At 73.9% G+C, this 23,950-nt stretch carries 18 protein-coding genes; 5 read left to right on the forward strand and 13 right to left on the reverse strand.

The genetic code is table 11. From position 1 onward, the window contains the following. Positions 1-4: 4 nt before the first annotated feature. Both ACGF3H_RS10355 and pssA read left to right on the forward strand, forming a co-directional pair. Positions 5-661 carry a phosphatidylserine decarboxylase gene (locus ACGF3H_RS10355; RefSeq protein WP_362499292.1) on the forward strand — a complete coding sequence of 219 codons (657 nt, stop codon included), beginning with the start codon at positions 5-7 and terminating at the stop codon, positions 659-661. A 22-nt stretch (positions 662-683) separates the two neighbouring features. After that, positions 684-1,502, forward strand: a complete 819-nt coding sequence (pssA, locus tag ACGF3H_RS10360) for a CDP-diacylglycerol--serine O-phosphatidyltransferase (protein WP_189868702.1) — start codon at positions 684-686, stop codon at positions 1,500-1,502. A 215-nt stretch (positions 1,503-1,717) separates the two neighbouring features. On the opposite strand, the gene ACGF3H_RS10365 is transcribed toward pssA, so the two are convergent. After that, positions 1,718-2,854 (reverse strand): glycerate kinase, encoded by a 1,137-nt coding sequence (locus tag ACGF3H_RS10365; RefSeq protein WP_362499289.1) that lies wholly within the window; start codon positions 2,852-2,854, stop codon positions 1,718-1,720. Positions 2,855-3,006: 152 nt separating this feature from the next. On the opposite strand from ACGF3H_RS10365, the gene ACGF3H_RS10370 reads away from it, so the two are divergent. Continuing rightward, positions 3,007-3,501, forward strand: a complete 495-nt coding sequence (locus tag ACGF3H_RS10370; protein ID WP_362499208.1) for an NUDIX hydrolase — start codon at positions 3,007-3,009, stop codon at positions 3,499-3,501. A 12-nt stretch (positions 3,502-3,513) separates the two neighbouring features. On the opposite strand, the gene ACGF3H_RS10375 is transcribed toward ACGF3H_RS10370, so the two are convergent. The 4 genes from ACGF3H_RS10375 to ACGF3H_RS10390 form a co-directional block, all read right to left on the reverse strand. Further along, complete coding sequence (locus tag ACGF3H_RS10375) at positions 3,514-4,365, reverse strand: LLM class flavin-dependent oxidoreductase (protein ID WP_362499205.1); 852 nt, start codon at positions 4,363-4,365, stop codon at positions 3,514-3,516. A 190-nt stretch (positions 4,366-4,555) separates the two neighbouring features. After that, complete coding sequence (locus tag ACGF3H_RS10380) at positions 4,556-5,047, reverse strand: methylated-DNA--[protein]-cysteine S-methyltransferase (protein WP_362499286.1); 492 nt, start codon at positions 5,045-5,047, stop codon at positions 4,556-4,558. A 19-nt stretch (positions 5,048-5,066) separates the two neighbouring features. Further along, positions 5,067-6,554 (reverse strand): AlkA N-terminal domain-containing protein, encoded by a 1,488-nt coding sequence (locus tag ACGF3H_RS10385; protein ID WP_362499202.1) that lies wholly within the window; start codon positions 6,552-6,554, stop codon positions 5,067-5,069. A gap of 55 nt (positions 6,555-6,609) precedes the next feature. Then, the gene (locus tag ACGF3H_RS10390) at positions 6,610-8,523 is read right to left on the reverse strand and encodes a heavy metal translocating P-type ATPase (protein WP_362499199.1); all 1,914 of its coding nucleotides are present in this window, start codon (positions 8,521-8,523) and stop codon (positions 6,610-6,612) included. 83 nt (positions 8,524-8,606) lie between these two features. Here ACGF3H_RS10390 and ACGF3H_RS10395 point away from each other — a divergent pair, with 83 nt between their 5' ends. Beyond that, positions 8,607-8,969 (forward strand): metalloregulator ArsR/SmtB family transcription factor, encoded by a 363-nt coding sequence (locus ACGF3H_RS10395; protein WP_362499196.1) that lies wholly within the window; start codon positions 8,607-8,609, stop codon positions 8,967-8,969. Here the strand turns inward: ACGF3H_RS10395 and ACGF3H_RS10400 are convergent. The 3 genes from ACGF3H_RS10400 to ACGF3H_RS10410 all read right to left on the reverse strand — a co-directional run bounded on the left by ACGF3H_RS10400 (position 8,950) and on the right by ACGF3H_RS10410 (position 15,694). Further along, complete coding sequence (locus ACGF3H_RS10400) at positions 8,950-9,840, reverse strand: DUF72 domain-containing protein (protein ID WP_362499193.1); 891 nt, start codon at positions 9,838-9,840, stop codon at positions 8,950-8,952. The genes ACGF3H_RS10395 and ACGF3H_RS10400 overlap by 20 nt on opposite strands. Positions 9,841-9,889: 49 nt before the next feature. Then, positions 9,890-13,804: a glycoside hydrolase family 2 TIM barrel-domain containing protein gene (locus ACGF3H_RS10405; RefSeq protein ID WP_362499191.1), complete on the reverse strand. Its 3,915-nt coding sequence runs from the start codon at positions 13,802-13,804 to the stop codon at positions 9,890-9,892. 279 nt (positions 13,805-14,083) lie between these two features. After that, positions 14,084-15,694 (reverse strand): alkaline phosphatase D family protein, encoded by a 1,611-nt coding sequence (locus ACGF3H_RS10410; RefSeq protein WP_362499188.1) that lies wholly within the window; start codon positions 15,692-15,694, stop codon positions 14,084-14,086. A 325-nt stretch (positions 15,695-16,019) separates the two neighbouring features. On the opposite strand from ACGF3H_RS10410, the gene ACGF3H_RS10415 reads away from it, so the two are divergent. Beyond that, positions 16,020-16,208 (forward strand): hypothetical protein, encoded by a 189-nt coding sequence (locus tag ACGF3H_RS10415; RefSeq protein ID WP_362499186.1) that lies wholly within the window; start codon positions 16,020-16,022, stop codon positions 16,206-16,208. A gap of 39 nt (positions 16,209-16,247) precedes the next feature. Here ACGF3H_RS10415 and ACGF3H_RS10420 read toward each other — a convergent pair whose 3' ends face one another. From ACGF3H_RS10420 to ACGF3H_RS10440, 5 genes are all read right to left on the reverse strand, one after another. Further along, positions 16,248-16,757: an O-acetyl-ADP-ribose deacetylase gene (locus ACGF3H_RS10420; protein ID WP_362499184.1), complete on the reverse strand. Its 510-nt coding sequence runs from the start codon at positions 16,755-16,757 to the stop codon at positions 16,248-16,250. Next, positions 16,754-18,163 (reverse strand): NAD(P)/FAD-dependent oxidoreductase, encoded by a 1,410-nt coding sequence (locus ACGF3H_RS10425; protein WP_362499182.1) that lies wholly within the window; start codon positions 18,161-18,163, stop codon positions 16,754-16,756. The genes ACGF3H_RS10420 and ACGF3H_RS10425 overlap by 4 nt, the downstream gene beginning before the upstream one ends. Before the next feature lie 121 nt (positions 18,164-18,284). Beyond that, positions 18,285-19,133 (reverse strand): inositol monophosphatase family protein, encoded by an 849-nt coding sequence (locus tag ACGF3H_RS10430; protein WP_362499179.1) that lies wholly within the window; start codon positions 19,131-19,133, stop codon positions 18,285-18,287. Between the two features lie 83 nt (positions 19,134-19,216). Beyond that, positions 19,217-21,052 (reverse strand): gamma-glutamyltransferase, encoded by a 1,836-nt coding sequence (locus ACGF3H_RS10435; RefSeq protein WP_362499176.1) that lies wholly within the window; start codon positions 21,050-21,052, stop codon positions 19,217-19,219. A 110-nt stretch (positions 21,053-21,162) separates the two neighbouring features. Then, on the reverse strand, positions 21,163-23,889 hold the full coding sequence (locus tag ACGF3H_RS10440; RefSeq protein ID WP_393816470.1) for a SpoIIE family protein phosphatase: 2,727 nt from the start codon (positions 23,887-23,889) through the stop codon (positions 21,163-21,165). Positions 23,890-23,950: the final 61 nt, after the last annotated feature.

The raw sequence follows: 23,950 nt of genomic DNA on the forward strand, positions 1-23,950 counted from the left end.
ATCCATGCCCCACAGCCAAACCTCTGCACCTCGCGACAGCCTCGCCGGCGTACGCCTCGCGCGCGGAGCATCGCCGTGGCTTCTGCCGACCGTCGCCACCGCAGCCGTCAGCCTGCTCCGCGCCCGCCGCTCGGGCGCGGCCAAGGCCGTCGCCGTCCCCGCCACCGCGCTCGCGGCGGGGATGCTGTGGTTCTTCCGCGACCCCGAGCGCGAGATCACCCAGGGCCGGGTCATCTCGCCCGCCGACGGTGTGGTGCAGAGCATCATGCCGTGGAAGGACGGCCGTACCCGCGTCGCGATCTTCATGAGCCCGCTCAACGTCCACGTCAACCGCGCGCCGCTGTCGGGCACGGTCACGTCGGTCGAGCACGTCCCCGGTGGCTTCGTTCCCGCCTTCAACAAGGAGAGCGAGAACAACGAGCGGGTGGTGTGGCACTTCGACACCGAGCTCGGTGACATCGAGATGATCCAGATCGCCGGCGCGGTGGCCCGCCGCATCGTCCCGTACGTGCCGCAGGGCACGAAGGTCGAGCAGGGCGACCGGGTCGGCCTGATCCGCTTCGGCTCGCGCGTCGACCTGTACCTGCCGGAAGGCGTGGAGGTCGCGGTCGAGGTGGGGCAGAAGACGGTGGCTGGGGTGACTCGCATTGACCGTGATTGATCCACAGACCCAGGCCGGGTGGGTGCCCGAGGCCGACGAGGTGGACGACGAGGAGGAGATGCCCCTCTCGCTCCGCCTGTCGATAGCGGACACCCTCACCCTCGGCAACGCCACGTGCGGCTTCATGGCGGTGTACTTCACCACCACCGGCATCCTCATCCCGCACCTGACGGGCAGCGAGGAGTCGGGCATGGCCCGGCACAGCGCGGCCACCGCGGTCATCCTGATGCTCTGCGCGGCGATCTTCGACCTGTTCGACGGGCTCGTGGCACGCAAGCTGCGCAGCTCGCCGATGGGCGCCGAGCTGGACAACTTGTCCGACCTGATCAGCTTCGGGCTGGCGCCCGCGTACTTCGTCCTGGTCTACGGGATGGTCGCGCACGACGCCTACCAGCGGGTCGCGGCGGTGGGCGCGATCGTGGTGCTGCTCGCGGTGGTGCTGCGGCTTGCGAGATTCTCCTGCGTCACCGTGAAGGACGGCACGTTCCAGGGCATGCCGTCGCCGTTCGGAGCGCTGACGGTCGTCTCGATCGTGCTGCTGGAGCTGCCCTTCGTGGCGACGCTCCTGGCCATCATCGGTACGGCCTGGCTGATGGTGAGCCGGGTCGAGTACCCGAAGCCGCGGGGGCGCCTCGCGGTGGCGATGCTGTCGTGGATCGTCCTGTCGATGGGCCTGCTGGCCGCCTGGGCGTTCGACGCGCCGAGCGGGCAGCTGCTGCTGCAGACGGGGTGTGCGCTGCAGCTGGTGATGGGTGCGGTGATTCCGCTGTTCGCGACGGCGCGGCGGGTGAACAACTTCCGTGACAACCGGCGAGAGGCGCGGGCGGCGCAGTTGCCGTAGCGGCGCGTTGGGAGGGCCCCGGACCTGGTTGGGTTCGGGGCCCTTTCGTTTGCCCGGTGCCCGGCCTCGGTGCGGGCCTCGCTGGGGGCTCCGCCCCCAGACCCCCGGCCTGTGCCCACCCACCACCCGACTCGGTCAGGAGAAGAGTGGCCGACCTCAGCCCGTCCGGCGTTCGAGGACGAGGCCCGAAGCGTGGGTCCGGGGGCGAGACCGCGCTACGCCAGGAAGTCGCGGGCGATACGCTCCGCGACGCGTTCCAGGATCGGCCCGGCATCGGCGATGCACTTCGCCACGTCCGGCTCCACGTCCGTCAGCGGGTACGCCCGCCGGATCCCGGCCCGCCCCAGCGTCTCCGCCGGCAGCGCCAGCCGCCCGCACACCGCGACGACCTCCTTGCCCGCGGCCCGGGCGGCCGCCGCGACACCCGCCGGCGCCTTCCCGTGCAGGGTCTGCTCGTCCAGCGAGCCCTCCCCCGTGATCACGAGCTCGGCCCGCTCCAGCGCCGGCGCGAAGCCCAGCACGTCCAGCATCACCTCGATGCCGGCCCGGAACCGCGCCCCGAGCAGCAGCGCGCCGTAGCCGATGCCGCCGGCGGCGCCCGCGCCCGGCGAGGCGGCGTACTCGGCCGCTCGCGCGCCCACCGTTCCCTCCAGCACCTTCGCGAAGTGCGCGAGGGCCGCGTCCAGCGCCTGCACGTCCTCCGGCGAGGCGCCCTTCTGCGGGCCGTAGACGGCCGGGGCGCCCTTGGGGCCGGTCAGCGGGTTGTCGACGTCGCTCGCCAGCACCAGCTCGACGTCCGCGAGCCGCGGGTCCAGACCGGACAGATCGGCCGAGGCGACCTCGGCGAGACCTCCGCCGCCCGGCGCCACCGGCTCGCCGTCCTCGCGCAGGAACCGCGCGCCCAGCGCGGACAGCATGCCCGCGCCGCCGTCCGTGGTGGCACTGCCGCCGACGCCGAACACGATCGTCCGCGCGCCCGCGTCCAGCGCGGCCCGCAGCAGCTCGCCCGAGCCGTACGTGGTGGAGGTCAGCGGGGCCAGGACACCGTCCGGCAGCCGCTGCAACCCGCTCGCCTCGGCCATCTCCACGACGGCGGTGCCGCCGCGCAGCGCGAACGCCGCCGTCACCTCGTCGCCGAGGGGCCCGGCGACCCGCACCTCCCGGCGTTCGAACCCGGCCGCGACGGCCGCGGCCACGGTGCCGTCGCCGCCGTCGGCCACGGGCAGCGCCTCGACGTCGACGTCCGGCACGACACGGCGCAGCCCGGCCGCGACCCGCTCGGCGACCTCGACGGCCGTCAGCGAACCCTTGAACTTGTCCGCGGCGACGAGCACCCGGCGGGCCCCGTCCACTGCAGCGTCAGCCACCTTGCTCTCCCCTTGCTCTCCGAGCCTTGCGCACGTCAAGGCAGTCGCGCCGCTGCGACCTTAACCGGAGCACACCCTCCCCGTCATGCCCCGACCGCTCCGTGGAACGCCCCGCCGGAGGGACATACCCTGCCAGGATGACGACGCTCGACTACGCCACGTACATCGCCGGTCTGCCCCGCGTGCTCGCCGGTGCCGCCGTGCTGTTCCGGGACGCCGCGGGCAGCGTGCTGCTCGTGGAGCCGAACTACCGGGAGGGCTGGACGCTGCCGGGCGGGACCATCGAGTCGGACGACGGCGAGACCCCGCGCCAGGGCGCCCGGCGCGAGACCCTCGAGGAGATCGGGCTGGACGTCCCGCCCGGCCGGCTGCTCGTGGTGGACTGGGTGCCGGGTCTCGGCCGGCCGCCGCTGGTGTCGTACGTCTACGACGGCGGAGTCCTCGGCGAGGACAGCCTCGGGGCGGTCCGTGTCCAGGAGGAGGAGCTGTTGTCCTGGCGCCTGGTGCCGCGCACGGAGCTGCGGGACTACCTGCTCGGCTCCCTGCACGGACGGGTCCTGGCCGCCCTCGACGTACTCGAGGACGGCTCGGGGACCGCCGAGCTGGAGAACGGTGTCCGCGTCGGCCGGTAGGCGGCCGCTCCGTCAGAACAGGGCGTCGGCGAGGCGGTCGACCTGGTCGGGTTCCGGGGACCAGCAGTAGAAGACGACCTCGTCGGCGCCGATGCCGCGGAAGGCGTCGACGGCCGCGCGGATCTCCCGGGCCGTGGTGAGCAGGCCCTTCGTCATGTAGTCGGCGCGGCCGGTGAAGGCGTAGTAGTCACGCAGAGCGCGCCGGGCCCGGTCCGCCGTGCCGTCCGGGCCGAGGGCGACGCTCGCCTGGGCCACCAGGCGCGGCCGGCCGGGGCGGTCGTGCCGGCGCCAGACCGCCTCGACGGCGCGGAACAGGCCGTCCATGTGCTCGGCGGGCAGGGCGGCGCCGAGGAAGCCGTCGCCGAAGCGGCCGACCCGTTCGAGGGCGGCGGGGACGAAGCCGCCGAACAGCACCTCGGGCCCGCCGGGCGTCGCGGGGCGCGGGCCGACGGCGCCCACGTCCCGGCCGTAGGGCTCGCCCGCCCACAGGCGGCGGAGCAGGGTCATCTGCTCGTCGAGGCGACGGCCCCGGCGGTGGATGTCGATGCCGGCGGCGAGGCAGTCGTCCTCCCGTCCGCCGACACCGACGCCGAGGGTGAAGCGTCCGCCGGAGAGGCGGTCGAGGGTCGCGGTCTGCTTGGCGAGGAGCGCGGTGCCGTGATGCGGGGCGATGAGGACCTCGGTCTGGACGCGGATGCGGGACGTGGCGCCCGCGAGGGCCGCGAGGGTGACGAGGGGTTCGGGGTTGTCGTAGACGAGCCGGTCGAGCAGGCCGAGCGTGCTGAACGGGCCCGCGTCGGCGCGCCGGGCCCAGGTCAGCAGCAGGGCGGGGTCGTCGATGGGGAGGCCGAGGCCGATCTTCATGGGAGTGTCCTTCGGAGGGCATGCCTGACAGTGGCGCCGCCCCTCCTGGCTCCGCGCGGCTGTGCGCGGGCTTGCTCCCGTTCTGCGGCATCGTTCGAGAGAGCGTGGATCTTCAGAGTGCCGCGAGACTAGCCCGTCCCGCCGGGCGCCGGCAACGCCTTTTCGCCCGTTCCCGTACCGGCCCGTGGTCCTAGAACAGCGCCTCTCCCGTCGTCCCGCGTTCGAAGTCCAGCAGCCGCTGCTTGCGCTCCAGGCCGCCGCCGTAGCCGGTGAGGCCGCCGCTCGCGCCGATGACGCGGTGGCAGGGGACGATGATGCCGATCGGGTTGCGGCCGTTGGCGAGGCCGACGGCCCGGGAGGCGGTGGGATTGCCGAGGGCACCGGCGAGTTCGCCGTAGGTGCGGGTCTCGCCGTAGGGGATCGTGCGGAGCTGGTCCCAGACCGTGCGCTGGAAGGGGGTGCCGTTCAGGCGCAGGTCGAGGGTGAAGTCCTTCAGTTCCCCGGCGAAGTACGCCGTCAGTTGCTCCTCGGCCTCGGCGAACGGGCCGTCGTCGGCCGTTCCGAAGGTCTCCTCCGCGGGGCGGTGCCGCTGGTCGCTCATGTACAGGCCGCACAGGACGCCGTCCTCGGCGACCAGGGTGAGGGGGCCGTACGGGCTGTCGATCACGGTGTGCTGCTTCAGGGGTGACACGGGTCCGTCCTTACACGGGCAGGAAGTTGATCGGGTGGCTGTCGGTCGCCCACAGGTACTGGACGGCGTACGCCCGCCAGGGCCGCCAGGCGGCCGCGCGTGCGGTGAGCGCCGCCGGGGTGGAGGGCAGGCCCAGTTCCCGTGCGGCACGGCGGATGCCGAGGTCGGTGGGGAGGAACGCGTCGGGGTCGCCGAGGGCGCGCATGGCGATGACGTCGGCGGTCCAGGGGCCGAAGCCGGGAAGGGCGAGGAGCCGGGCGCGGGTGTCCGCCCGGTCGGTCTCGACGCCGAGGTTGAGCGTGCCGTCGGCGAGGTGGCGGACGAGGGTGGTGAAGGTGGTGCGGCGGGTGCGGGGCATCGCCAGCGTCTCCGGGTCCACCTCCGCCAAGGCCCGCGCCGACGGGAAGAGGTGGGTCAGGCCGCCCTCGGGGTCGTCCACCGGGTCGCCGTGTGCCGTGACCAGGCGGGCCGCGTGGGTGCGGGCGGCGGCGGTGGAGACCTGCTGACCCAGGACGGCGCGCACGGCGAACTCCGCCTCGTCGACCGTGCGCGGGACACGGCGGCCGGGCGCCTTTTCGACCAGCGGCGCGAGCAGCGGATCGGTGCGCAGCTGGTCGTCGATGGCCGTCGGGTCGGCGTCCAGGTCGAGCAGGCGCCGGCAGCGGCTGATGGCGACGGTCAGATCGCGCAGGTCGGTGAGGGCGAGGCGGCAGGAGATGTGGTCGGGGGCGGGGGCGAGGGACACGACTCCGTGACCGTAGGGGAGGCGCAGGGTGCGGCGGTACGCGCCGTCCCGCCACTCCTCCACGCCGGGTACGGCGGTGGCGGCGAGGTGGCCGAAGAGGTTGTCGGGGTTGAGCGGGGCGCGGAAGGGGAGGCGGAGGGTCAGCGCGCCGCCGGGAGCCCCGGCCGGCCGGCCCTTGGGGGCGTGGCGGGCGCGCAGCTCGCTCGGTGACAGCGCGAAGACCTCCCTGACCGTGTCGTTGAAGGTGCGGACGGAGGAGAAGCCGGCCGCGAAGGCGATGTCCGCCATCGGCAGCGGGGTGGTCTCGATGAGCAGCCGGGCGGTCTGGGCGCGCTGCGCGCGGGCGAGGGCGAGGGGGCCCGCGCCCAGCTCGGCGAGCAGCTGGCGTTCGATCTGCCGGGTGCTGTAGCCGAGCCGGGCGGCGAGGCCGGGGACGCCCTCGCGGTCCACGACGCCGTCGGCGATCAGCCGCATGGCGCGGGCGGTGAGGTCGGCCCGCTGGTTCCACTCCGGGGAGCCGGGGCTGGTGTCCGGGCGGCAGCGCTTGCACGCCCGGAACCCGGCCTGCTGGCAGGCCGCCGCGCTCGGGTAGAAGGTCATGTTCGCCGGCTTCGGCGGCACCACGGGGCAGCTGGGGCGGCAGTAGATGCCGGTGGTCAGGACGGCCGTGAAGAACCATCCGTCGAAGCGCGCGTCCTTCGACCGGACGGCGCGTACGCAGCCCTCGGTGTCGGTGTGCATTCCCGTCCGCATGCGTCCATGATGGTCCACCGGTCGGGCCGTGGCTGGCGAGTTTCCGACATGGACCTCACGCTTCCTGCGCCCCTTCGGATCGCCATGCGGACTCCCGCAGCAGCCGCAGCCCGTTGAGGCCGACCAGCACGGTCGAGCCCTCGTGCCCGGCGACCCCGAGCGGCAGCGGGAGGTGGCCGATCAGGTCCCACAGGACGAGCGCGGTGATGAAGGTGCCCGCGAGGACCAGGTTCTGCAGGACCAGCCCGCGGGCGCGCCGGGACAGGCGGACCACCGCGGGTACGGCCGTCAGCTCGTCGCGGACCACGACCGCGTCCGCCGTCTCCAGGGCCAGGTCGGAGCCGGCGCGGCCCATGGCGATCCCGGCGTGGGCCGCGGCGAGGGCGGGGGCGTCGTTGACGCCGTCCCCGACGAAGAGCACCTTGCGGCCGGCCCGCTCCTCCTCCCGTACGGCTTCGGCCTTGCCGTCGGGCAGCAGGCCGGAGCGGACGTCGGTGATGCCGGTCGCGGCGGCCGCGCGGGCTGCGGCGGCCGCGTTGTCGCCGGTGAGCAGGGCGGGGGCGGTGCCGGTGAGGGCGGTGAGCGCGGCGGTGGCCCCGGCGGCGTCGGCGCGGAGGCGGTCGGTGAGGGCGAGGATGCCGAGCGGGGTGCCGTCGCGGGTGACCCGGACGGTGGTCTCCGCGCCTTCGGGCGTCTCGGCTCGGCCGACGTGGATCTCGTGGCCGTCGACGACCGCCGTTACGCCGAGGCCCGGGGTGGCGGTGAAGTCCCGGGCGGGTGCGACGCGCAGGCCGCGGGTGCGGGCGGCGGCGACGATCGCGCGGGCCAGCGGGTGCTCGCTGGGGTGCTCGGCGGCGGCGGCCAGGGCGAGCAGGGCGTCCTCGTCGAGGCCGGAGCCGGGCAGGGGACGTACGGCGGTCACCTCGGGGGTGCCCTCGGTGAGGGTGCCGGTCTTGTCGAGGGCGGCGGAGTCGATCTCGCCGAGGCGTTCCATCGCGACCGCCGACTTCACGAGGACGCCGTGGCGGCCGGCGTTGGCGATGGCGGAGAGCAGGGGCGGCATGGTGGCGAGGACGACCGCGCAGGGCGAGGCGACGATCATGAAGGTCATGGCACGCAGCAGGGCGTCGGTGAGACCGGCGCCGAAGGCGAGGGGGACGGCGAAGACGGCGAGGGTGGCGGCCACCACGCCGACCGCGTAGCGCTGCTCGATCTTCTCGATGAACAGCTGCGTCGGCGCCTTGGTGCGGGACGCCTCCTCGACGAGGGTGACGATCCGGGCGATGACCGAGTCGGCGGGGTCGCGGTCGACGCGGACGCGCAGGGCACCGGTGCCGTTGAGGGTGCCGGCGAAGACGTCGTCGCCGGGGCGCTTGAGGACGGGGAGGGGCTCGCCGGTGATGGTGGCCTGGTCGACCTCGCCGGTGCCGTCGAGCACCGAGCCGTCGGCGCCGATCCGCTCACCGGGCCGGACCAGGAGGACGTCGCCGACGGCGAGCCCGGCGGTCGGCACGGTCTCCTCGCGGTCCCCGGTGAGCCGGGTCGCGGTGGTGGGCGCGAGGTCGAGCAGGCCGCGCACGGAGTCGGCGGTGCGGGCGGTGGCCAGGGCCTCCAGGGCGCCGGAGGCGGCGAAGATGACGATCAGCAGGGCGCCGTCGAGGACCTGCCCGATGGCGGCCGCGCCGAGCGCCGCGACGATCATCAGCAGGTCGACGTCCAGGGTCTTCGCGCGCAGCGCGCGCAGGCCCTCCCGTGCCGGTTCCCAGCCTCCGGCGGCGTAGGCGGCCGCGTACAGCGGGCCGTACGTCCAGGCGGGGGCGCCGCCGAGGTCCGGGGCGAGCGCCGCGAGGAAGGCGAGCAGCGACGCGAGGGCCCAGCGCGCCTCGGGCAGGGCGAGGACGCGGGTACGGCGGACGGGCGCCGGCCGGGCGGGCGCGGGGACGGGGGTGGGGGCGAGGGTGGTGGACACGCGGCCACCGTACAGGAACACATGAAGACTCGTTCATTCATTCATCCGTTCAGGCGTGCGGACGGGTGCGTAAGATGACCGGCATGGGTCACGGAGCCGCCACCACCGCGCAGGACGCCGTCGAGCGCGTGCGCCTGGACGCGGACAACGTCGCCAAGGTCGCCACCACCCTCCAGGCCCTGTCCACGCCCTCCCGGCTGCTGATCCTCGCGCGGCTGCGCGAAGGCCCGCTGCCCGCCACCGAGTTGGCGGCGGAGGTCGGCATGGAGCAGTCGGCCTGCTCCCACCAGCTGCGCCTGCTGCGCAACCTGGGGCTCGTGGTGGGTGAGCGGCGCGGCCGGTCGGTGGTGTACGCGCTGCACGACCACCATGTCGCCGAGCTGCTCGACCAGGCCGTCTACCACGTGGAGCACCTGCGGCTGGGGATCAGCGACGCGTCGGGGTGAGCAGCCTCCGCATGTCCTCCGCGGCGCGTACGGCGGCGTCCGCGCAGCAGTTGTTGAACAGCACGTGCAGCTCGTCCGCCTGCCGGGCCGCGCGCCGCAACCGGGGCACCCAGGCGGCGAGTTCGGCCACGTCGTAGTCGTGCCGGAAGCGGTCCTCCTTGCTGCCCCTCCCCCACGCCGGGCTGCGGCCGTGGAAGCGCACGACGGCGAGCGCGGGGCGGGTGACCGGCACGACGGGCGGCAGGGAGCCGGGCAGGCCCTGGGCCATGTCCACGCCGACGGCGGTGGCGTCCAGTCCGGAGAGCAGCGCGGCGGTGGCGTCCGCCCGGTCGGGCGCCCACCAGTCCGGGTGGCGGAACTCCACGGCGAGCGGCCTGCGACCCGTGCGCCGCGCGCAGTCCCGGAGGGTGTCCTCCGCCTCCGGGCCCGGTGCGAACCAGGGCGGGAACTGGAACAGCAGGGCGCCGAGCCGCCCGGCCGTCCGCAGCGGTTCCACGGCGTCGAGGAACCTCCCCCACACCTCGTCGAGGAGGGCCGCGCCCGCGCGTCCGCGCCGCAGCATTCCGCGCTCCTCGCCGCCGAGGCCGTCCCGCAGGCCGGCCGGGAGGGCCTCGGGGCGCGTGGGGTGACCGGTCAGCAGCGAGAAGGCCTTCACGTCGAAGCGGAAGCCGTCCGGCGTGCGCTCCACCCACAGCTCGCTGTTGCGGCGGCTCGGCAACGCGTAGTACCCGGCGTCCACTTCGACGACGGGAAGCCGTGAGGCGTAGTGCCGCAGGCGCCCCTCGGCGTCCCGTCGCCCGCGGGGATACCAGCCGCTCGCGACGAGTTGCCGGTCCGTCCACGAACATGCTCCGACCAGTACGTCTCCCATGGGAGCCCGGTTACCCCGGGCTCCCGCTTCGATCCGGCCGGAGCCGGGGCTACTCGGTCGCCGTGGGCCGCCGCGAGGCCGCCATGGCGTCGCGCACGTCGGTGAGCGGGCGCAGCCGGTAGGTGTACGTGTAGTCCCGGTCGGCGAACAGCTTGAACTCGTCGTGCGTGTGCGCTCCCCAGCTGTTGTCGCCGCCCACGCCCATCTGACGGTGGTTCAGGCGGAGCACGACCTCGTCGCGCGGGGTGAGCTGGTAGTCGTGGCGGACGCCTGCCGACAGGTCCTCCGGTGTGAAGTGGGACGCGTTGGCCTCCAGCAGGGGTTCGCCGGTGGCGAGCAGGCCCGCTCCACGGGAGTCGGTGAGCGCGATCCAGCGGACGTCGGTCTTGTTGCCGTTCTCCTGCGGGCGGATGTAGGAGGTCCACTGCTCCGCGACGGTCCCGGAGTACAGGCCGACGTCGGAGCCGGTGTTGCGGTCCCAGTAGTTCTCGTCGGGGCCGCGGCCGTAGTAGTGCAGCCGGTCCAGGCGGCCGGGCAGCAGGAGCAGGGTGCCGACCTCCGGGATGTAGGGCAGGTTCCCGGCGCCGGGGTGCAGGGTGTTGTCGACCTTGATCTCGGCGTTGCCGAACACCGTGTAGGTGGTGGTGTACGCCGACTCGGTGGTGGTCGGCAGGGTGCCGCTGACCTTGATCTCGACGGCCCGGTCGCCCAGGGCCCGCACGGCGACGTCCGAGACGGTGCGGCGGGCACCGGCGTCGCGCCAGGTCTGGTTGCGGGTGTGCTGGCCGTTGCCCTTGTCGTTGTCGGTGGGTGCCCGCCAGAAGTTGGGCACCGGCCCGTCGGTGATCAGGCGGGTGCCGTTCGCCTCGTACGAGGTGATGGTGCCGCTGCGCTTGTCGACGGTGACGGAGAAGTTCTCGCCGCGCACGGTGACGTCCTGCTCGCGGTCGTCGTGCCGCAGGGCGGGGACGCTCTCCAGGCGCGCGGGGGTCACGGCCGGGCTGCCGGCGTCCAGCGGGATCTGCTGCCGGGCCACCTCGAAGCCCGCCTTCGCCCACGGCGTGGACTCCCTGGTGGTGAAGGAGAGCTGGAGGAAGTACTCGGTGCCCGGCTCCGGGTCGTCCGGCAGGCGTACGGGGACGGTGATGTCCCTGCTGGACAGGGGCGGGACGTCGAGCTGGTCGCGGGTCAGCCTGCCGTGCCGTACGACCTCGCCGTCGGCGACCAGTTCCCACCGGCCGTCGAACTCGCGGACGCCGGTGAACAGGAACTCGTTGGTGAGGGTGACGGCGCCCGGTGCGCCGCCGGGTACGGGGGCGGCGTTGATCGCCTGGTAGACGTGCTTGACCTCGGTGGCCTTGCCGGTGTGGCCGCGGTCCGCGGTGATGATGCCGTCGGCGACGAAGGCGCCGTCGTTCGGGTTGTCGCCCCAGTCGCCGCCGTAGGCGAGGAAGGTCTTGTCCTTCGGCCGCTTCACCGCGGTCTTCACGGTCGCCGCGTCGAACCAGAAGCGGACGCCCTCGTCGCCGGGTCCGCGCCCCTCGGAGGCCAGTTCGGAGCCGTCGAGGGCGCGGGCGTAGACGCGGGCGCGGCGGATCGTGCCGCTGAACTCGCGGGTCTGGGAGTCGGCGTCGGTGGCCAGGGAGAGCGGCGCGGTGTTGCTGCTGGGGCGCCGGTCGGTGGTGCGGGTGGCCCTCGCCTCGCCGTCGGCGTACAGGGTCAGGGTGCCCGCGTCGGCGTCGAAGACGCCGGCGACGTGGTGCTCGCGGCCGGTCCAGTCGTCGGGCACGGTCCAGCTCGCGGTGATCCACTGGCCGGCGGAGTGGATGAAGAACTCCAGTGTCCGGTCGGTCTGCTTCAGCGCGTACTGGGTGTCGCCCTTGGCGAGGATGGGCTGGTGGTAGCCGGTGACGTGCGGCGTGACCCAGGCCTCCAGGGTCAGGGACCCGGTGAGGTCGAGGCTGTCGTGGCGCTCGAAGACCGTGATGCCGGACAGGCCCTTGTCCCGGTCGAGGGTGCCGCGGGTGGCGAGGATCTCGCCGCGCAGCGCGGCCGGGCCGGACTCGGTCAGCAGGGTGCGGGCCGGGACGGGCGTGTACAGGGACTGGTCGACGAAGTCCCAGATCCAGCCGCCCTGGAGGACGTCGTACCGGCGGACGACGTCCCAGTACTTCTTGAAGTTGCCGGTCGAGTTCCCCATCGAGTGGGCGTACTCGATCATGACGTAGGGCCGGGTGTCGGAGGTGTCCTTCGCGCGCTGCTCGACGCGCTGCGGGCTGTCGTACATCTCCGAGCGGATGTCGCTGATGCCGGGGCGGTCGTCGCCCTCGTACTGGATGACGCGGGTGTCGTCGTAGGAGCGGATCCAGTCGTGCATGGCGGTGAAGGTGCTGCCGCCGCCGGCCTCGTTGCCGAGGGACCAGATGACGACGGAGGCGTGGTTCTTGTCGCGGTGGACCATGTTCTGGGCGCGGGCCACGCAGGCCGCGGTCCAGTCGGGGTGGTCGCCCGGGTACTCGCCGCGGATGCCGTGGGTCTCGAGGTTGGTCTCGTCGACGAGGTAGAGGCCGTACTCGTCGGCGAGCTCCAGCCAGTACGGGTTGTTGGGGTAGTGCGAGGTGCGGACGCTGTTGATGTTCATCCGCTTGATGATCTTGATGTCCTCGATCATGTCCTCGCGGGTCAGCGCCGTGCCGCGGACCGGGTGCATCTCGTGCCGGTTGGTGCCGCGGAAGGAGACGGGCCGGCCGTTGATCCGCATCAGCCCGTCCTTGAGGGCGAACTCGCGGAAGCCGACCCGGTGCGAGAGGGTCTCGACCACCGTGCCGGAGGGGTCGCGCAGGCGCAGGACGGCGGTGTAGAGGTCCGGGTGCTCGGCCGACCACAGCTTCGGCGCCGGCACGGCCTTGGCGGCGCTCACGGTGACGTCCTCGCCGGCCCGGACGGTGCCGAGGTCGGCGGCCTGCAGGAGCGGCCGGGACCAGACGGCGTGACCGCGGGCGTCGTAGAGCTGGGTCTCCACCGTGTACCGCCCGGCGTCGCCGGAGCCGGACGCGCGCACGTGCGCGGTGACCTTCAGCTCGGCGTCGGTGTACGTGCCGTTCAGCGGGGTGTCCAGCTTGAAGTCGCGCAGGTGCACGGCCGGGGCGGACCAGAGGTAGACCGAGCGGAAGATGCCGCTCAGCCGGATCATGTCCTGGTCCTCCAGCCAGTCGCCGTCGGAGTAGCGGTACACCTCCACGGCGATCTGGTTGGTGCCCGGCCTCAGGTGGTCGGTGATGTCGTACTCGGACGGGGTGTAGGAGTCCTCGTCGTAGCCGACGAGTTCGCCGTTGATCCACACGTAGTGCGCGGACTTGACGCCCTCGAAGTGCAGGAAGGTGCGGCGGCCCGTCCAGTCGCGGGGCACGGTGAAGGTGCGCCGGTACTGGCCGACCGGGTTGTAGCGGGTCGGTGCGGCGGGCGGCTGCGGCTCCTCGCCGAGGCCGTTGGGGCCCCAGTACGGGTAGGTGATGTTCACGTAGATCGGGAAGTCGTGGCCGTGCGTCTGCCAGACGGACGGGACGGAGATGGTGCCCCAGTCGCTGTCGTCGGTGTCGGTGCGGTGGAAGTCGGCGTCCCGGTCGTCGGGACGGTCGGCGTAGGCGAACTTCCACGTGCCGTCGAGGCTCAGGCGGTGGGGCGAGCGGGTACGGTCGCCGGCCAGGGCCTGCCGCACGTCCGCGTACGGCATGAGCGTGGTGTGCGGCGGCTCGGTGCCGAGCCGGAAGACGCCGAAGTCGTTCCACTCGGGGGGCTCGTCGGCCGCGGCGCGCCGGCCGGCCGCGAGCGCGGTGCCGGGCGGCGCGGACAGGGCGAACGCGCCGAGGAGGGCGGCGCCGCCCTCCAGGAGGCGTCGGCGGCTGACGACCGGGCGGGGTCGGGGGGCCGGGATACCGGCGGGTGACACGGGCGAGTGCGGCATGACCGTGGCCTTCCGTGTGGCTTCGGGGGCGGCTCAACGCACGGTGCTGCACCGGCTGTTGACGGAGGAGCGGGTGCCAACTGCCGGTGATGGAGCGGCTACTGGATCAGGGTCACCCTAGGACTCGAACACAACCGAATCAATTACCCCGTCGGACTTTGTTGGTTCCTGATGAACGACGGTCGTCGTCCAGGACGTGGAAGGCGGGCCCGGGCGGCCCGCCACCACCGTCGCCGGCGCCCGGGCCCCGACGACGGCGGCACCGCCGCGCGAGGGTGCTCAGGCGCTCTGGACGCCGGCGACACCCGCCTCGATCACGAACGACTTGTCGGTACGGACCGGGGCGTCGGGGCGGGTGACCCGGTCGACCACCCGGTAGTCGGCGGTGTACCGGTCCCTGGACACGGTGCAGCGCACGTACCCACGCCGGTCGCTGTAGTACTTCAGGTGCGGGTTCTCGTCCCAGTACACCTGGCCGGGGTCGTGGGAGCCCGTGCCGTCGCCGTTCGAGGTGATCGACGTGGTGACGAACTCGGTGCCCAGCAGCCGGGTCTCCGGGCGCTCGAAGTCGCGCCGCAGGTCGTTGGTCCAGTTGGTGTGCACGTCGCCGGTGAGCACCACGAAGTTGTCGATGCGGCGCTCCTCCACGTAGCCGAGGACCCGGTCGCGGGAGACGCGGTAGCCGTCCCAGCCGTCGTTGTAGCCGCCGTCGTCCGGCCCGGCGAGGGCGTCCCAGTTCGCGAAGTAGATCTGCTGCGGCACCACGTTCCAGGTGGACCGCGAGCGCGACAGGCTGCGCTCCAGCCAGGCGTGCTGCTCGGCGCCGAGGATGGTGGCCTTCGGGTCCCACTGCTCGGGGCCGGAGACCTGCCACTTGTCGCCGTACGGCTGGTCGGTGCGGTACTGGCGGGTGTCCAGCACGCTGAAGGTCGCGGTGGAGCCGAACTCCAGCCGCCGGTACAGGGGCAGCGCGGTGTCCACCGGCTTGCGCTGGCGGCGCAGCGGCATGTGCTCCCAGTAGGCCTGGTAGGCGGCCCTGCGGCGGGCGGCGAAGTGGGCGGTGGTGTCGTTGCCCTGGGCGGGGTCGGTGTTCTCGGGGGTCAGGCCGGCGTAGTTGTTGTCGGTCTCGTGGTCGTCCCAGGTGACGACGAACGGGGCCGTCGCGTGCAGCAGACTCAGGTCGGGGTCCGTCTTGTACTGGGCGTGCCGACGGCGGTACTCGTCGAGGGTGTTCATCTCGTCGCCGGCGTGCGTGCGGACCTTGCCGTTGGCGCCGGCCGCGTACTCGTACAGGTAGTCGCCCAGGTGGAAGACGACGTCCGGGCGTTCCTCGGCCATGTGCCGGTACGCCGTGAAGTACCCCTGCTCCCAGTTCGCGCAGGACGCGAAGGCGAACTCGACGGTGGGCGCGGTGCCCGGCGCGGGGGCGGTGCGGGTGCGGCCGACCGGGGAGAGCGCGTTGCCGGCGCGGAAGCGGTAGTAGTACTCGTGGTGCGGCAGCAGGCCCCGTACATCGGCGTGGACGGTGTGCGCCTCCTCGGGCCGGGCGTGCTCGACACCGCGCCGCACGACCTTGCGGAACCGCTCGTCGAGGGCGACCTCCCACCGCACCGGGACGGGGCGGCGCGGCATGCCGCCGCCGGGCTCGAGCGGCTCGGGGGCGAGGCGCGTCCACAGCACGACGGCGTCGGGGAGCGGGTCGCCGGACGCGACGCCGAGCCGGAAGGGGTCGCCGGGAACGCGGGCCGGTGCGGCGGCGACGGGCGCGGCGCCGGTGCCGAGCAGCACCGCACCGGCGCCGGCGGCGCCCGCGAGTCCGAGGAATCCCCTTCTCCTCAGGGAGCTGCGGGAGTTGGGGAAGCTGTCCGTGCTGGTGCGCGGCGTGGTCATCGAACCTCCAGAGGACGGTGGCCGGACGACAACCAGGCAAAGGGCGCCGGATGAACCCCGACTGCTGCCCCCGTGGACCCAACTTGACCGTTACATGGCGAGCGGGGCCGGTCCCGGGGCGGACCGGTGGGCCGTTTCGTCGGTGCAGGTGCGACCGGCGTCCGCCGCCACCTCCTGGAGGTGATCGAATCCCGGAGCGCCGCAAGCCGGGCGCGTTCGCGAAGCTCGTCACGACGGGCCTGCCGGCGGTCGTCACGGGCGACGAGGACCTGCACCGAGCGCATGCGAAGGCGAGAGCTTCGACGGGTCCGGCACCTGGTCCGTGGTGGGGGGCGGCACCGCTGCCACCGAGTTCGCCCGCCTGTCCCTCTCCTTCACCGCGCCGGAGCGCTTCCTGGACGGGGACACCCTCGACTCCCTGTCGATCGCCGGGGGCGACGGACGCACCTACCTCTACGCGGACGGCGACCCGGACGTCTGCCCCGCCTTCCGGCTGCGGCTCCAGGGCGGCTGAGCCCGCTGTGACGCGTGGCCGCCGGCGCCGGGGTCCGCGTCAGCCGAGTCGCCGGACGAACGCCTCGTGGGCCCGTTCGTCGAAGAGCACGAACCTCACCTCTTCGACGGCCGTCGGAGTGTTCCGCACCGTCTCGACGGCGATGCGGGCGGCGTCGTCCATCGGCCACCGGTACACGCCGGTGGAGATGGCCGGGAACGCGACCGTCCGGGCCCCCAGCTCGTCGGCCACGCGAAGCGACTCCCGGTAGCAGGAGGCGAGCAGCTCGGGATCACCGCCCGAGGCCCCGTACACCGGGCCGACCGTGTGGATCACCCATCGGGCGTCCAGGTCCCCCGCGGTGGTGGCGACCGCCCGGCCGGTGGGCAGCCCCTTGCCGAGGTGCCCCGCGCGCAGCTCGCGGCAGGCCGCCAGGATCGCGGGGCCGCCGCGCCGGTGGACGGCGCCGTCGACACCGCCTCCGCCGAGCAGGGAGGAGTTGGCCGCGTTGACGATCGCGTCGGCGCTCTGGCGCGTGATGTCGCCCTGGACCAGCGTGATGGTGGTCATGTCTGCCTCAGTCGCCGCCAGACGGCCTTCGCCGCGTTGTGTCCGGACATCCCGTGCACGCCGGGGCCCGGCGGGGTGGCCGACGAGCAGATGAACACGGCCGGGTGCGGGGTCGCGTACGGGAACAGGGACAGCTTGGGGCGCAGCAGGAGCTGGAGCCCGGAGACCGCGCCGGAGGCGATGTCCCCGCCGACGTAGTTGGCGTTGCGTGCGGCCACCTCGGGCGGGCCGGCGGTCGCGCGGGCGAGGACGCGGTCGCGGAACCCGGGGGCGAAGCGCTCCAGTTGTCGTTCGACCACGTCCGTGAGATCACCGGTCCAGCCGTTGGGCACGTGTCCGTAGGCCCAGAAGACGTGCTTGCCGGCCGGGGCGCGGGTGGGGTCCACGACGCCGGGCTGCACGGTGATGAGGAACGGCCGCTCGGGCGCGCGGTCCGTGCGCGAGGCGGCGTGCAGGGCGGTGCCGATCTCCGTGCTGTCGGCGCCGACCTGCACCGTGCCGGCGGTGCGGGGGGCCTCGGCCGTCCACGGCACCGGGCCGTCCAGCGCATAGTCGATCTTGAAGACGCCGGGGCCGTACCGGTAGTGCTCGTAGTAGTTGCCCAGGCCGGCGATGCGCGCCAGGGCCGTGGGCGAGGTGTCGAAGACGTACGCGCGGGCCGGGGGCAGGTCGTCGAGGCGCTTGACCTCGTAGTCGGTGTGGACCGTGCCGCCGAGGTCGGTGAGGTACGCGGCCAGCGCGTCGGAGAGGGCCTGGGAGCCGCCGCGGGCGACGGGCCAGCCCCGGGCGTGGGCGGCGAGGGCGAAGACCAGGCCGATGGCGCCGGTGGCGAAGCCGCCGAGCGGCGCCATGACGTGGGCCACGAGACCGGCGAAGAGGGTCTTCGCCTTCTCGTCGCGGAAGCGGCGCATCAGCCACGTCGACGGCGGCAGTCCGACCAGGCCGAAGCGGGCGAGGGTGACCGGGTCGCGGGGCAGGGCGGTGAGCGGCAGGGACATGAAGTCGCGGGCCAGTGTGTCCCACCGGGGGAGGAAGCGCTCGACGAGCCTGCGGTAGGTGCCCGCGTCGCGCGGGCCGAAGGAGGCGGCGGTCTCGCCGACCGACCGGGACAGCACGGCGGCGGAGCCGTCGGGGAACGGGTGCGCCATGGGCAGCGCGGGGTGCAGCCACTCCAGGCCGTACCGCTCCAGGGGCAGGGCGCGGAAGGCGGGTGAGTTGACGCCGAGCGGGTGCGCGGCCGAGCACGGGTCGTGGCGGAAGCCGGGGAGCGTCAGCTCCTCCGTGCGGGCACCGCCGCCCACGGTGTCCCGCGCCTCGAAGACGGCGACGGAGAAGCCGCGGCGGGCCAGCTCCACGGCAGCCGTCAGTCCGTTCGGCCCCGCACCCACCACGACCGCATCGAGCATCGACGGCACCTTCGGACTCCTTCGTCAGCCGATGGCCACTCCGGTCAGGATATGCCGGGCCACCGGCACGCCCCGGCCGCGGGTGACGGCCGGGGCGCGGGACCACCGCGGGAGCACGCGGTCAGGCGGTCTCCCCCGAGAGCAGCGCCACCACCCGCCGGGCCGTGGCCGCGTCGCGGGCCGCGGTGAACGGCAGGTCGTTGTCGCCGGTGATGCGGAAGGGCTCGCCGGTGCGGGTCAGGTGGGTGCCGCCCGCCTCCTCGACCAGGAGGAGCCCCGCCGCGTGGTCCCACGCCGCCTCCCAGGAGAACGCCGTGGCGTCGGACTCGCCGCGCGCGACGGCGAGGTACTCGAGCCCCGCGGAGCCGCAGGGACGGGGTGCCACGCCCGGGGTGCGCAGGCCGAGCAGGGCGCGCTTCTGCTCGTCCGTCGTGTAGTCCGGGTGGGAGGTGGCGACCCGCAGGTCGTGCCCGGGCTCGGGCGGCCCGGCGTGGAGCCGCTCGCCGTCCAGGAAGGCGCCCCGGCGCCGGACGGCGGTGGCGAGCTGGTCGTCGACGGGCGCGTAGGTCCAGGAGGCCTGCACCACTCCGCGGTGGGCCAGGGCGACCAGGGTGCAGAAGCCGGAGTCGCCGTGCACGAACTGCCGTGTCCCGTCGACGGGGTCGACGATCCACACCGGCGCCTCGCCCCTGATCGCCTCGTACGAGGCGGGGTTGGCGTGCACCGCCTCCTCGCCGACCACGACGGAGCCGGGCAGCAGGGCGGCCAGCACCTCGGTCAGGTACCGCTCGGCCCTGCGGTCGGCGTCCGTCACCAGGTCGTGCGGGCCGGACTTCTGGTCGACCTCGTGGGCCGCGAGCCGGCGCCAGCGGGGCGTGATCTCCTGGGCGGCCGCCTTGCGGACGGCCTCCGCCACGTCGTCGGCGTGCCGGGCGAGAAACTCGTCGATGGTTTCGTTGTTCTCGATCATGGCTCCATGAGAGCACGCGCCGCTGACAATCCTCACCCGGGTGGTGTACCGCGGGTGGAATCGGCGTGAACACGTGGGCGGCCTCAGCGTCCCACCGCGTACCCCTGCGCGCCGCGCGGGTTCGCCGCCGCGGACAGCACCCCGGTCAGCGGGTCCCGGGCGACGGCGCACAGGCGCCCCTCCGACCAGGGCTCGCCGACGGTGACGTCGTGCCCGCGGCGCCGCAGCCCCTCGACGGCCTCCTCGGGCATCCGGGACTCCACGGTGAGGCTCCCCGCCCGCATGCCGCGCGGGTAGAAGGAGCCGGGGAAGCTGTCGTTGTGCCAGTTCGGGGCGTCGATGGCGCCCTGGAGGTCGAGGCCGCCGCGCACCGGTGCCCGCAGGGCGACCGCCAGGAAGAAGTGCAGCTGCCACTGGTCCTGCTGGTCCCCGCCGGGCGTGCCGAACGCCATGACGGGCACGCCGTCGCGCAGGGCGATGGACGGGGTGAGGGTGGTGCGCGGCCGGCGGCCCGGGGTCAGCGAGTTCGGCAGGCCCTCCTCCAGCCAGGTCATCTGCAGGCGGGTGCCGAGCGGGAAGCCGAGTTCGGGCACGACCGGGTTGGACTGGAGCCAGCCGCCGCTGGGCGTGGCCGAGACCATGTTGCCCCAGCGGTCCACGACGTCGAGGTGACAGGTGTCGCCGCGGGTGCCGCCGTCGGTGTCGACGGCGGGCTCGCCCGGCACCGGGGAGGCCGGGCCCTTGGCGACGGTCGGCTCGCCAACTCCGAGGGCGTCGAGGCCCTCGCCCTCGACGGCCGCCACGCGCGCGTGGGCGCTGAGCCGCGGGGTGCGCCCGCCGGGGCCGCCGGGCCGCAGCTCGTAGGAGGCCTTGTCCCCCACCAGCTCGCGCCGGGCCGCGTTGTACGACGGCGACAGCAGGTCGGCGAGCGGCACGCCGGCCGCGCCGTCGGCGTCCCCGTACCAGGCCTCACGGTCGGCCATGGCGAGCTTGCAGCCCTCGACCAGCAGGTGGACGTAGTCGGCGGAGCCGTACCGGGGCAGCTCGGGCGGGAGCAGCGCCAGCTGCTGGAGCAGGACGGGGCCCTGGCTCCAGGGGCCTGCCTTGCAGACGGTCCAGCCGTTCCAGTCGTACGTCACGGGCGCCTCGTAGGACGCGGACCAGCCGGCGAGGTCGGCGGCAGTGAGGGTGCCGGTGTGGCGCCGGCCGCTGGTGTCCATGGTGGGGCGGGCGGCCTGCCGTACGAACGCCTCGGCGACGAACCCGGTGCGCCAGACCTCACGGGCCGCGTCGATCTCGGCCTTCCGCCCACCCGCCCCGGCGACCTCGCCCAGCAGCCGCTTCCACGTGGCGGCGAGGGCGGGGTTGCGGAACGGCTCGCCGGGGCGGGGCGGCCGTCCGCCGGGCAGGTAGACCTCAGCCGAGGACGTCCACTCCGTCGCGAACAGCTCGCGGACGGTCTCGACGGTCTCCGTGAAGCGCTCCACGGGCGGGTGCCCGTCCTCGGCGTAGCCGATGGCGTACGTGAGGACGTCGGCGAGGTGCTTGGTGCCGTGGTCGCGCAGCAGGATCATCCAGGCGTCGAACGCGCCGGGCACGGCGGCCGCGAGCGGGCCGGTGCCGGGCACGAGGTCCAGGCCCAGCCCCCGGTAGTGGGCGACCGTCGCACCGGCCGGGGCGACGCCCTGGCCGCACAGCACCCGGACCTCACCGCCCGCCGGCGCGAGGAGTATCGGCACCTCTCCGGCGGGCCCGTTGAGGTGGGGTTCGACGACGTGCAGGACGAACGCGCCGGCCACGGCGGCGTCGTAGGCGTTGCCGCCGTCCTCCAGTACCGCCATCGCCGACTGGGACGCCAGCCAGTGGGTGGAGGCCACCATGCCGAAGGTTCCCTGGAGGGTGGGACGAGTGGTGAACATGGGGACCTCTCACCTCGCGGTCGGGCAGCGTAGGGCCAGCAGGCTACCGATCGCCCCGTGTCCCGTCCGCCGCGCCCCTCGCCGTTTCCCACCGCCCCGCTCCCCGCGGCTCACGCGAGCGGGTACGGGGAAGGCGTCTGCTCCGACCAGATGACCTTTCCGGTCTCGGTGTAGCGCGTGCCCCAGCGGTCGGCGAGCTGAGCGACCAGGAACAGGCCGCGGCCTCCCTCGTCGGTGGTGGCCGCGTAGCGCAGGTGCGGCGCGGTGCTGCTGCCGTCGGAGACCTCGCAGATCAGGGTCCGGTCGAACAGCAGCCGCACCCGGACGGGGTCGGTGCCGTAGCGGACCGCGTTGGTGAGCAGTTCGCTGAGGATCAGTTCCGTGACGAAGGCCTCCTCGTCCAGGCCCCACGCGGAGAGCCGGTCGGTGACCTCGCGGCGGACGCGGGAGACGACGGCCGGATCGCGGTCCACGTCCCAGACGGCCACCCGGTCCGGGTCCAGGAGGCGGGTACCGGCCACGAGGAGCGCGACGTCGTCCTCCGGCGGGCGGGCCGGCACCTCCGCCAGGACCCGGGCGCAGGTCTCCTCGGGCGTGTGCCCGGCCCGGGCCAGGCTGAGCCGCAGCATGTCCAGGCCGTCGTCGATGTCCCGGCCACGGGCCTCCACCAGGCCGTCGGTGTACAGCACGAGCCGGCTGCCCTCGGGCACGCGGATCTCGACCGCCTCGAAGGGCAGACCGCTGCCGACGCCGAGCGGCAGACCCACGGGACAGTCCGGGAAGCGCACGGTTCCGTCGGGCAGCACCAGCGCGGGGCCGGGGTGTCCCGCCCGGCTCAGGGAGAAGCTGCCGGCCACCGGATCGTAGATCGCGTAGAGGCAGGTCGCCCCGGCGATCTCGGACCTGTCCGGGGCGCCCTCCTGGTCGAGCCGGGAGACCAGTTCGTCGAGGCGCGCGAGGAGTTCGTCGGCCGGCAGGTCGAGGGCGGCGAAGTTGTGGACGGCGGTGCGCAGCCGTCCCATGGTGGCGGAGGCGTGCAGGCCGTGCCCGACGACGTCGCCGACCACCAGGGCGACCCGGGCCCCCGGCAGCGGGATGACGTCGAACCAGTCCCCGCCCACCCCGGCCTCCGCCGCCAGGTACCGGTAGGCGACGTCCAGGGCGTTCTGCTCGGGGACCTGCCTCGGCAGGAGACTGCGCTGCAGGGCCACGGCCGTCTCGTGCTCCCGGGTGTAACGGCGGGCGTTGTCGATGCTCATCGCCGCCCTGGCCGCCAGTTCCCGGGCGAACGCCTCGTCGTCCTCGTCGAACGGGGCGGGGTTCTGCGAACGCCAGAAGTTGACCGTGCCGAGCACCACGCCCCGTGCGTGCAGGGGGATGCCGAGGACGCTGTGGAAGCCGTAGTCGAGGAGGCGCCGGGCGTGCTCGGGGTCCCTCTCGTACCGGGCGAGCGCGGTCTCCACGTCCGCGTCGGGAAGGGAGTGGCGCTCGCTGCCGCTCAGGGAGCCGGTGCTGGTGGGCACGACGCCGGTCGCCCGGCCCAGGGGACGCAGGGGGTGGTCGTCGCGCAGGCCGGCGACCGCGGCCCGCCGCATCCGTGCGTGCGTGCCGTCGGCCTCGCCCGGCTCGTCCCCCCGGAAGACCGCCTCGGCCAGGTCCACCGTGGCGAAGTCCGAGAACCGCGGGATGACCACCCGGGTCAGTTCCTGCGCGGTCGTGGTCACGTCGAGGGTGGTGCCGATCCGGGTGCCGGCCTCGTAGAGGAGCAGGAGGCGCTCCCGCACGGCCTCGGCCCGCCCGATCACCGCTCGCAGTTCGGTGGTGTCGCGGACGGTGGCGACGACGCCCGGCGGGCCGCCGTTGTCGGCGGTGGTGCGCAGGTTGACCACGAGCAGCCGGTCCGCCACCGGCACCACCTCGTCGGTGACCGGCCCGCCGGACTCGAGGAGGTCGGCGATCCGCGGGGGGAGCGCGGCCTCGGCGACCGGCCGTCCCTCCGCCTCGGGCCGGAGGCCGAGCAGTCTGCGCGCCTCGTCGTTGGCCAGCGACAGCTTTCCGTCCCCGTCGGCGATGAGTACGCCCTCCCGCACCGAGTGGAGCACCGCGTCGTGATGCTCGTACATGCGCGTCATCTCGGCGGGGCCGAGGCCGCGGGTCTGCCGGGACAGCCGCCGGTTCACCAGCGCCGCGCCGCCCAGGGCCAGGAAGAGGGCACCGGCGGCGCTGCCGAGGATGACGGGCAGCTGGCGGGCGGCGGACTGGTCGACGTCGCTGAGCGTGATCTCGACGCCGACGATCCCGGCGATCGAGCCGTCGCTGCGGAAGACGGGCACGGTCGAGTCGACGGCCGGGCCGACGCTGGCGGTGAGTTCCATGGTCACGGGAATGCCGTCCAGCGCCTTCGCGTAGGGGCCGAGGATGTGTTTCCCGATGAGGTTCGGATCGGGGTGCGTGTAGCGGATCCCCTGGGTGTTCGAGACGACGACGAAGGCCACGTCCGCCGCCTTGCGGACGGCCTCGGCCCGGGGCTGGAGCACGGCCGTCGGGTCGGGGCCGTCCAGCGCCTCGGCGGTCCCGGGGGCGTTGGCGAAGGTCTGCGCGACCGACAGGGTCCGTTCCCGGGCCGCCTGGGTGCTGTCCCGCTGGACCTGGAGCACCAGAGCCACCACCGCGGCGACCGCGAGCAGCACGACCAGGACCACCTGCAGCAGGAACACCTGGCCGGCGACGGTCCGGACCTTCGGCCCGCGTCTGGGGGGACCCGGCCGTGTCTTCGGCGCCCGGGGCCCGTGGAAGAGCCCGGAGGCCCACTCTCGCATGACGCGAATTCCGGACATAGACCCATTATGGTCGCGGCACGGCGGCCGTTGACTCCGCGACACCGGCCGCCCGGCGGGC

The organism is Streptomyces sp. NPDC048185 (assembly GCF_043202495.1).
Classification (GTDB): Bacteria; Actinomycetota; Actinomycetes; order Streptomycetales; family Streptomycetaceae; genus Streptomyces.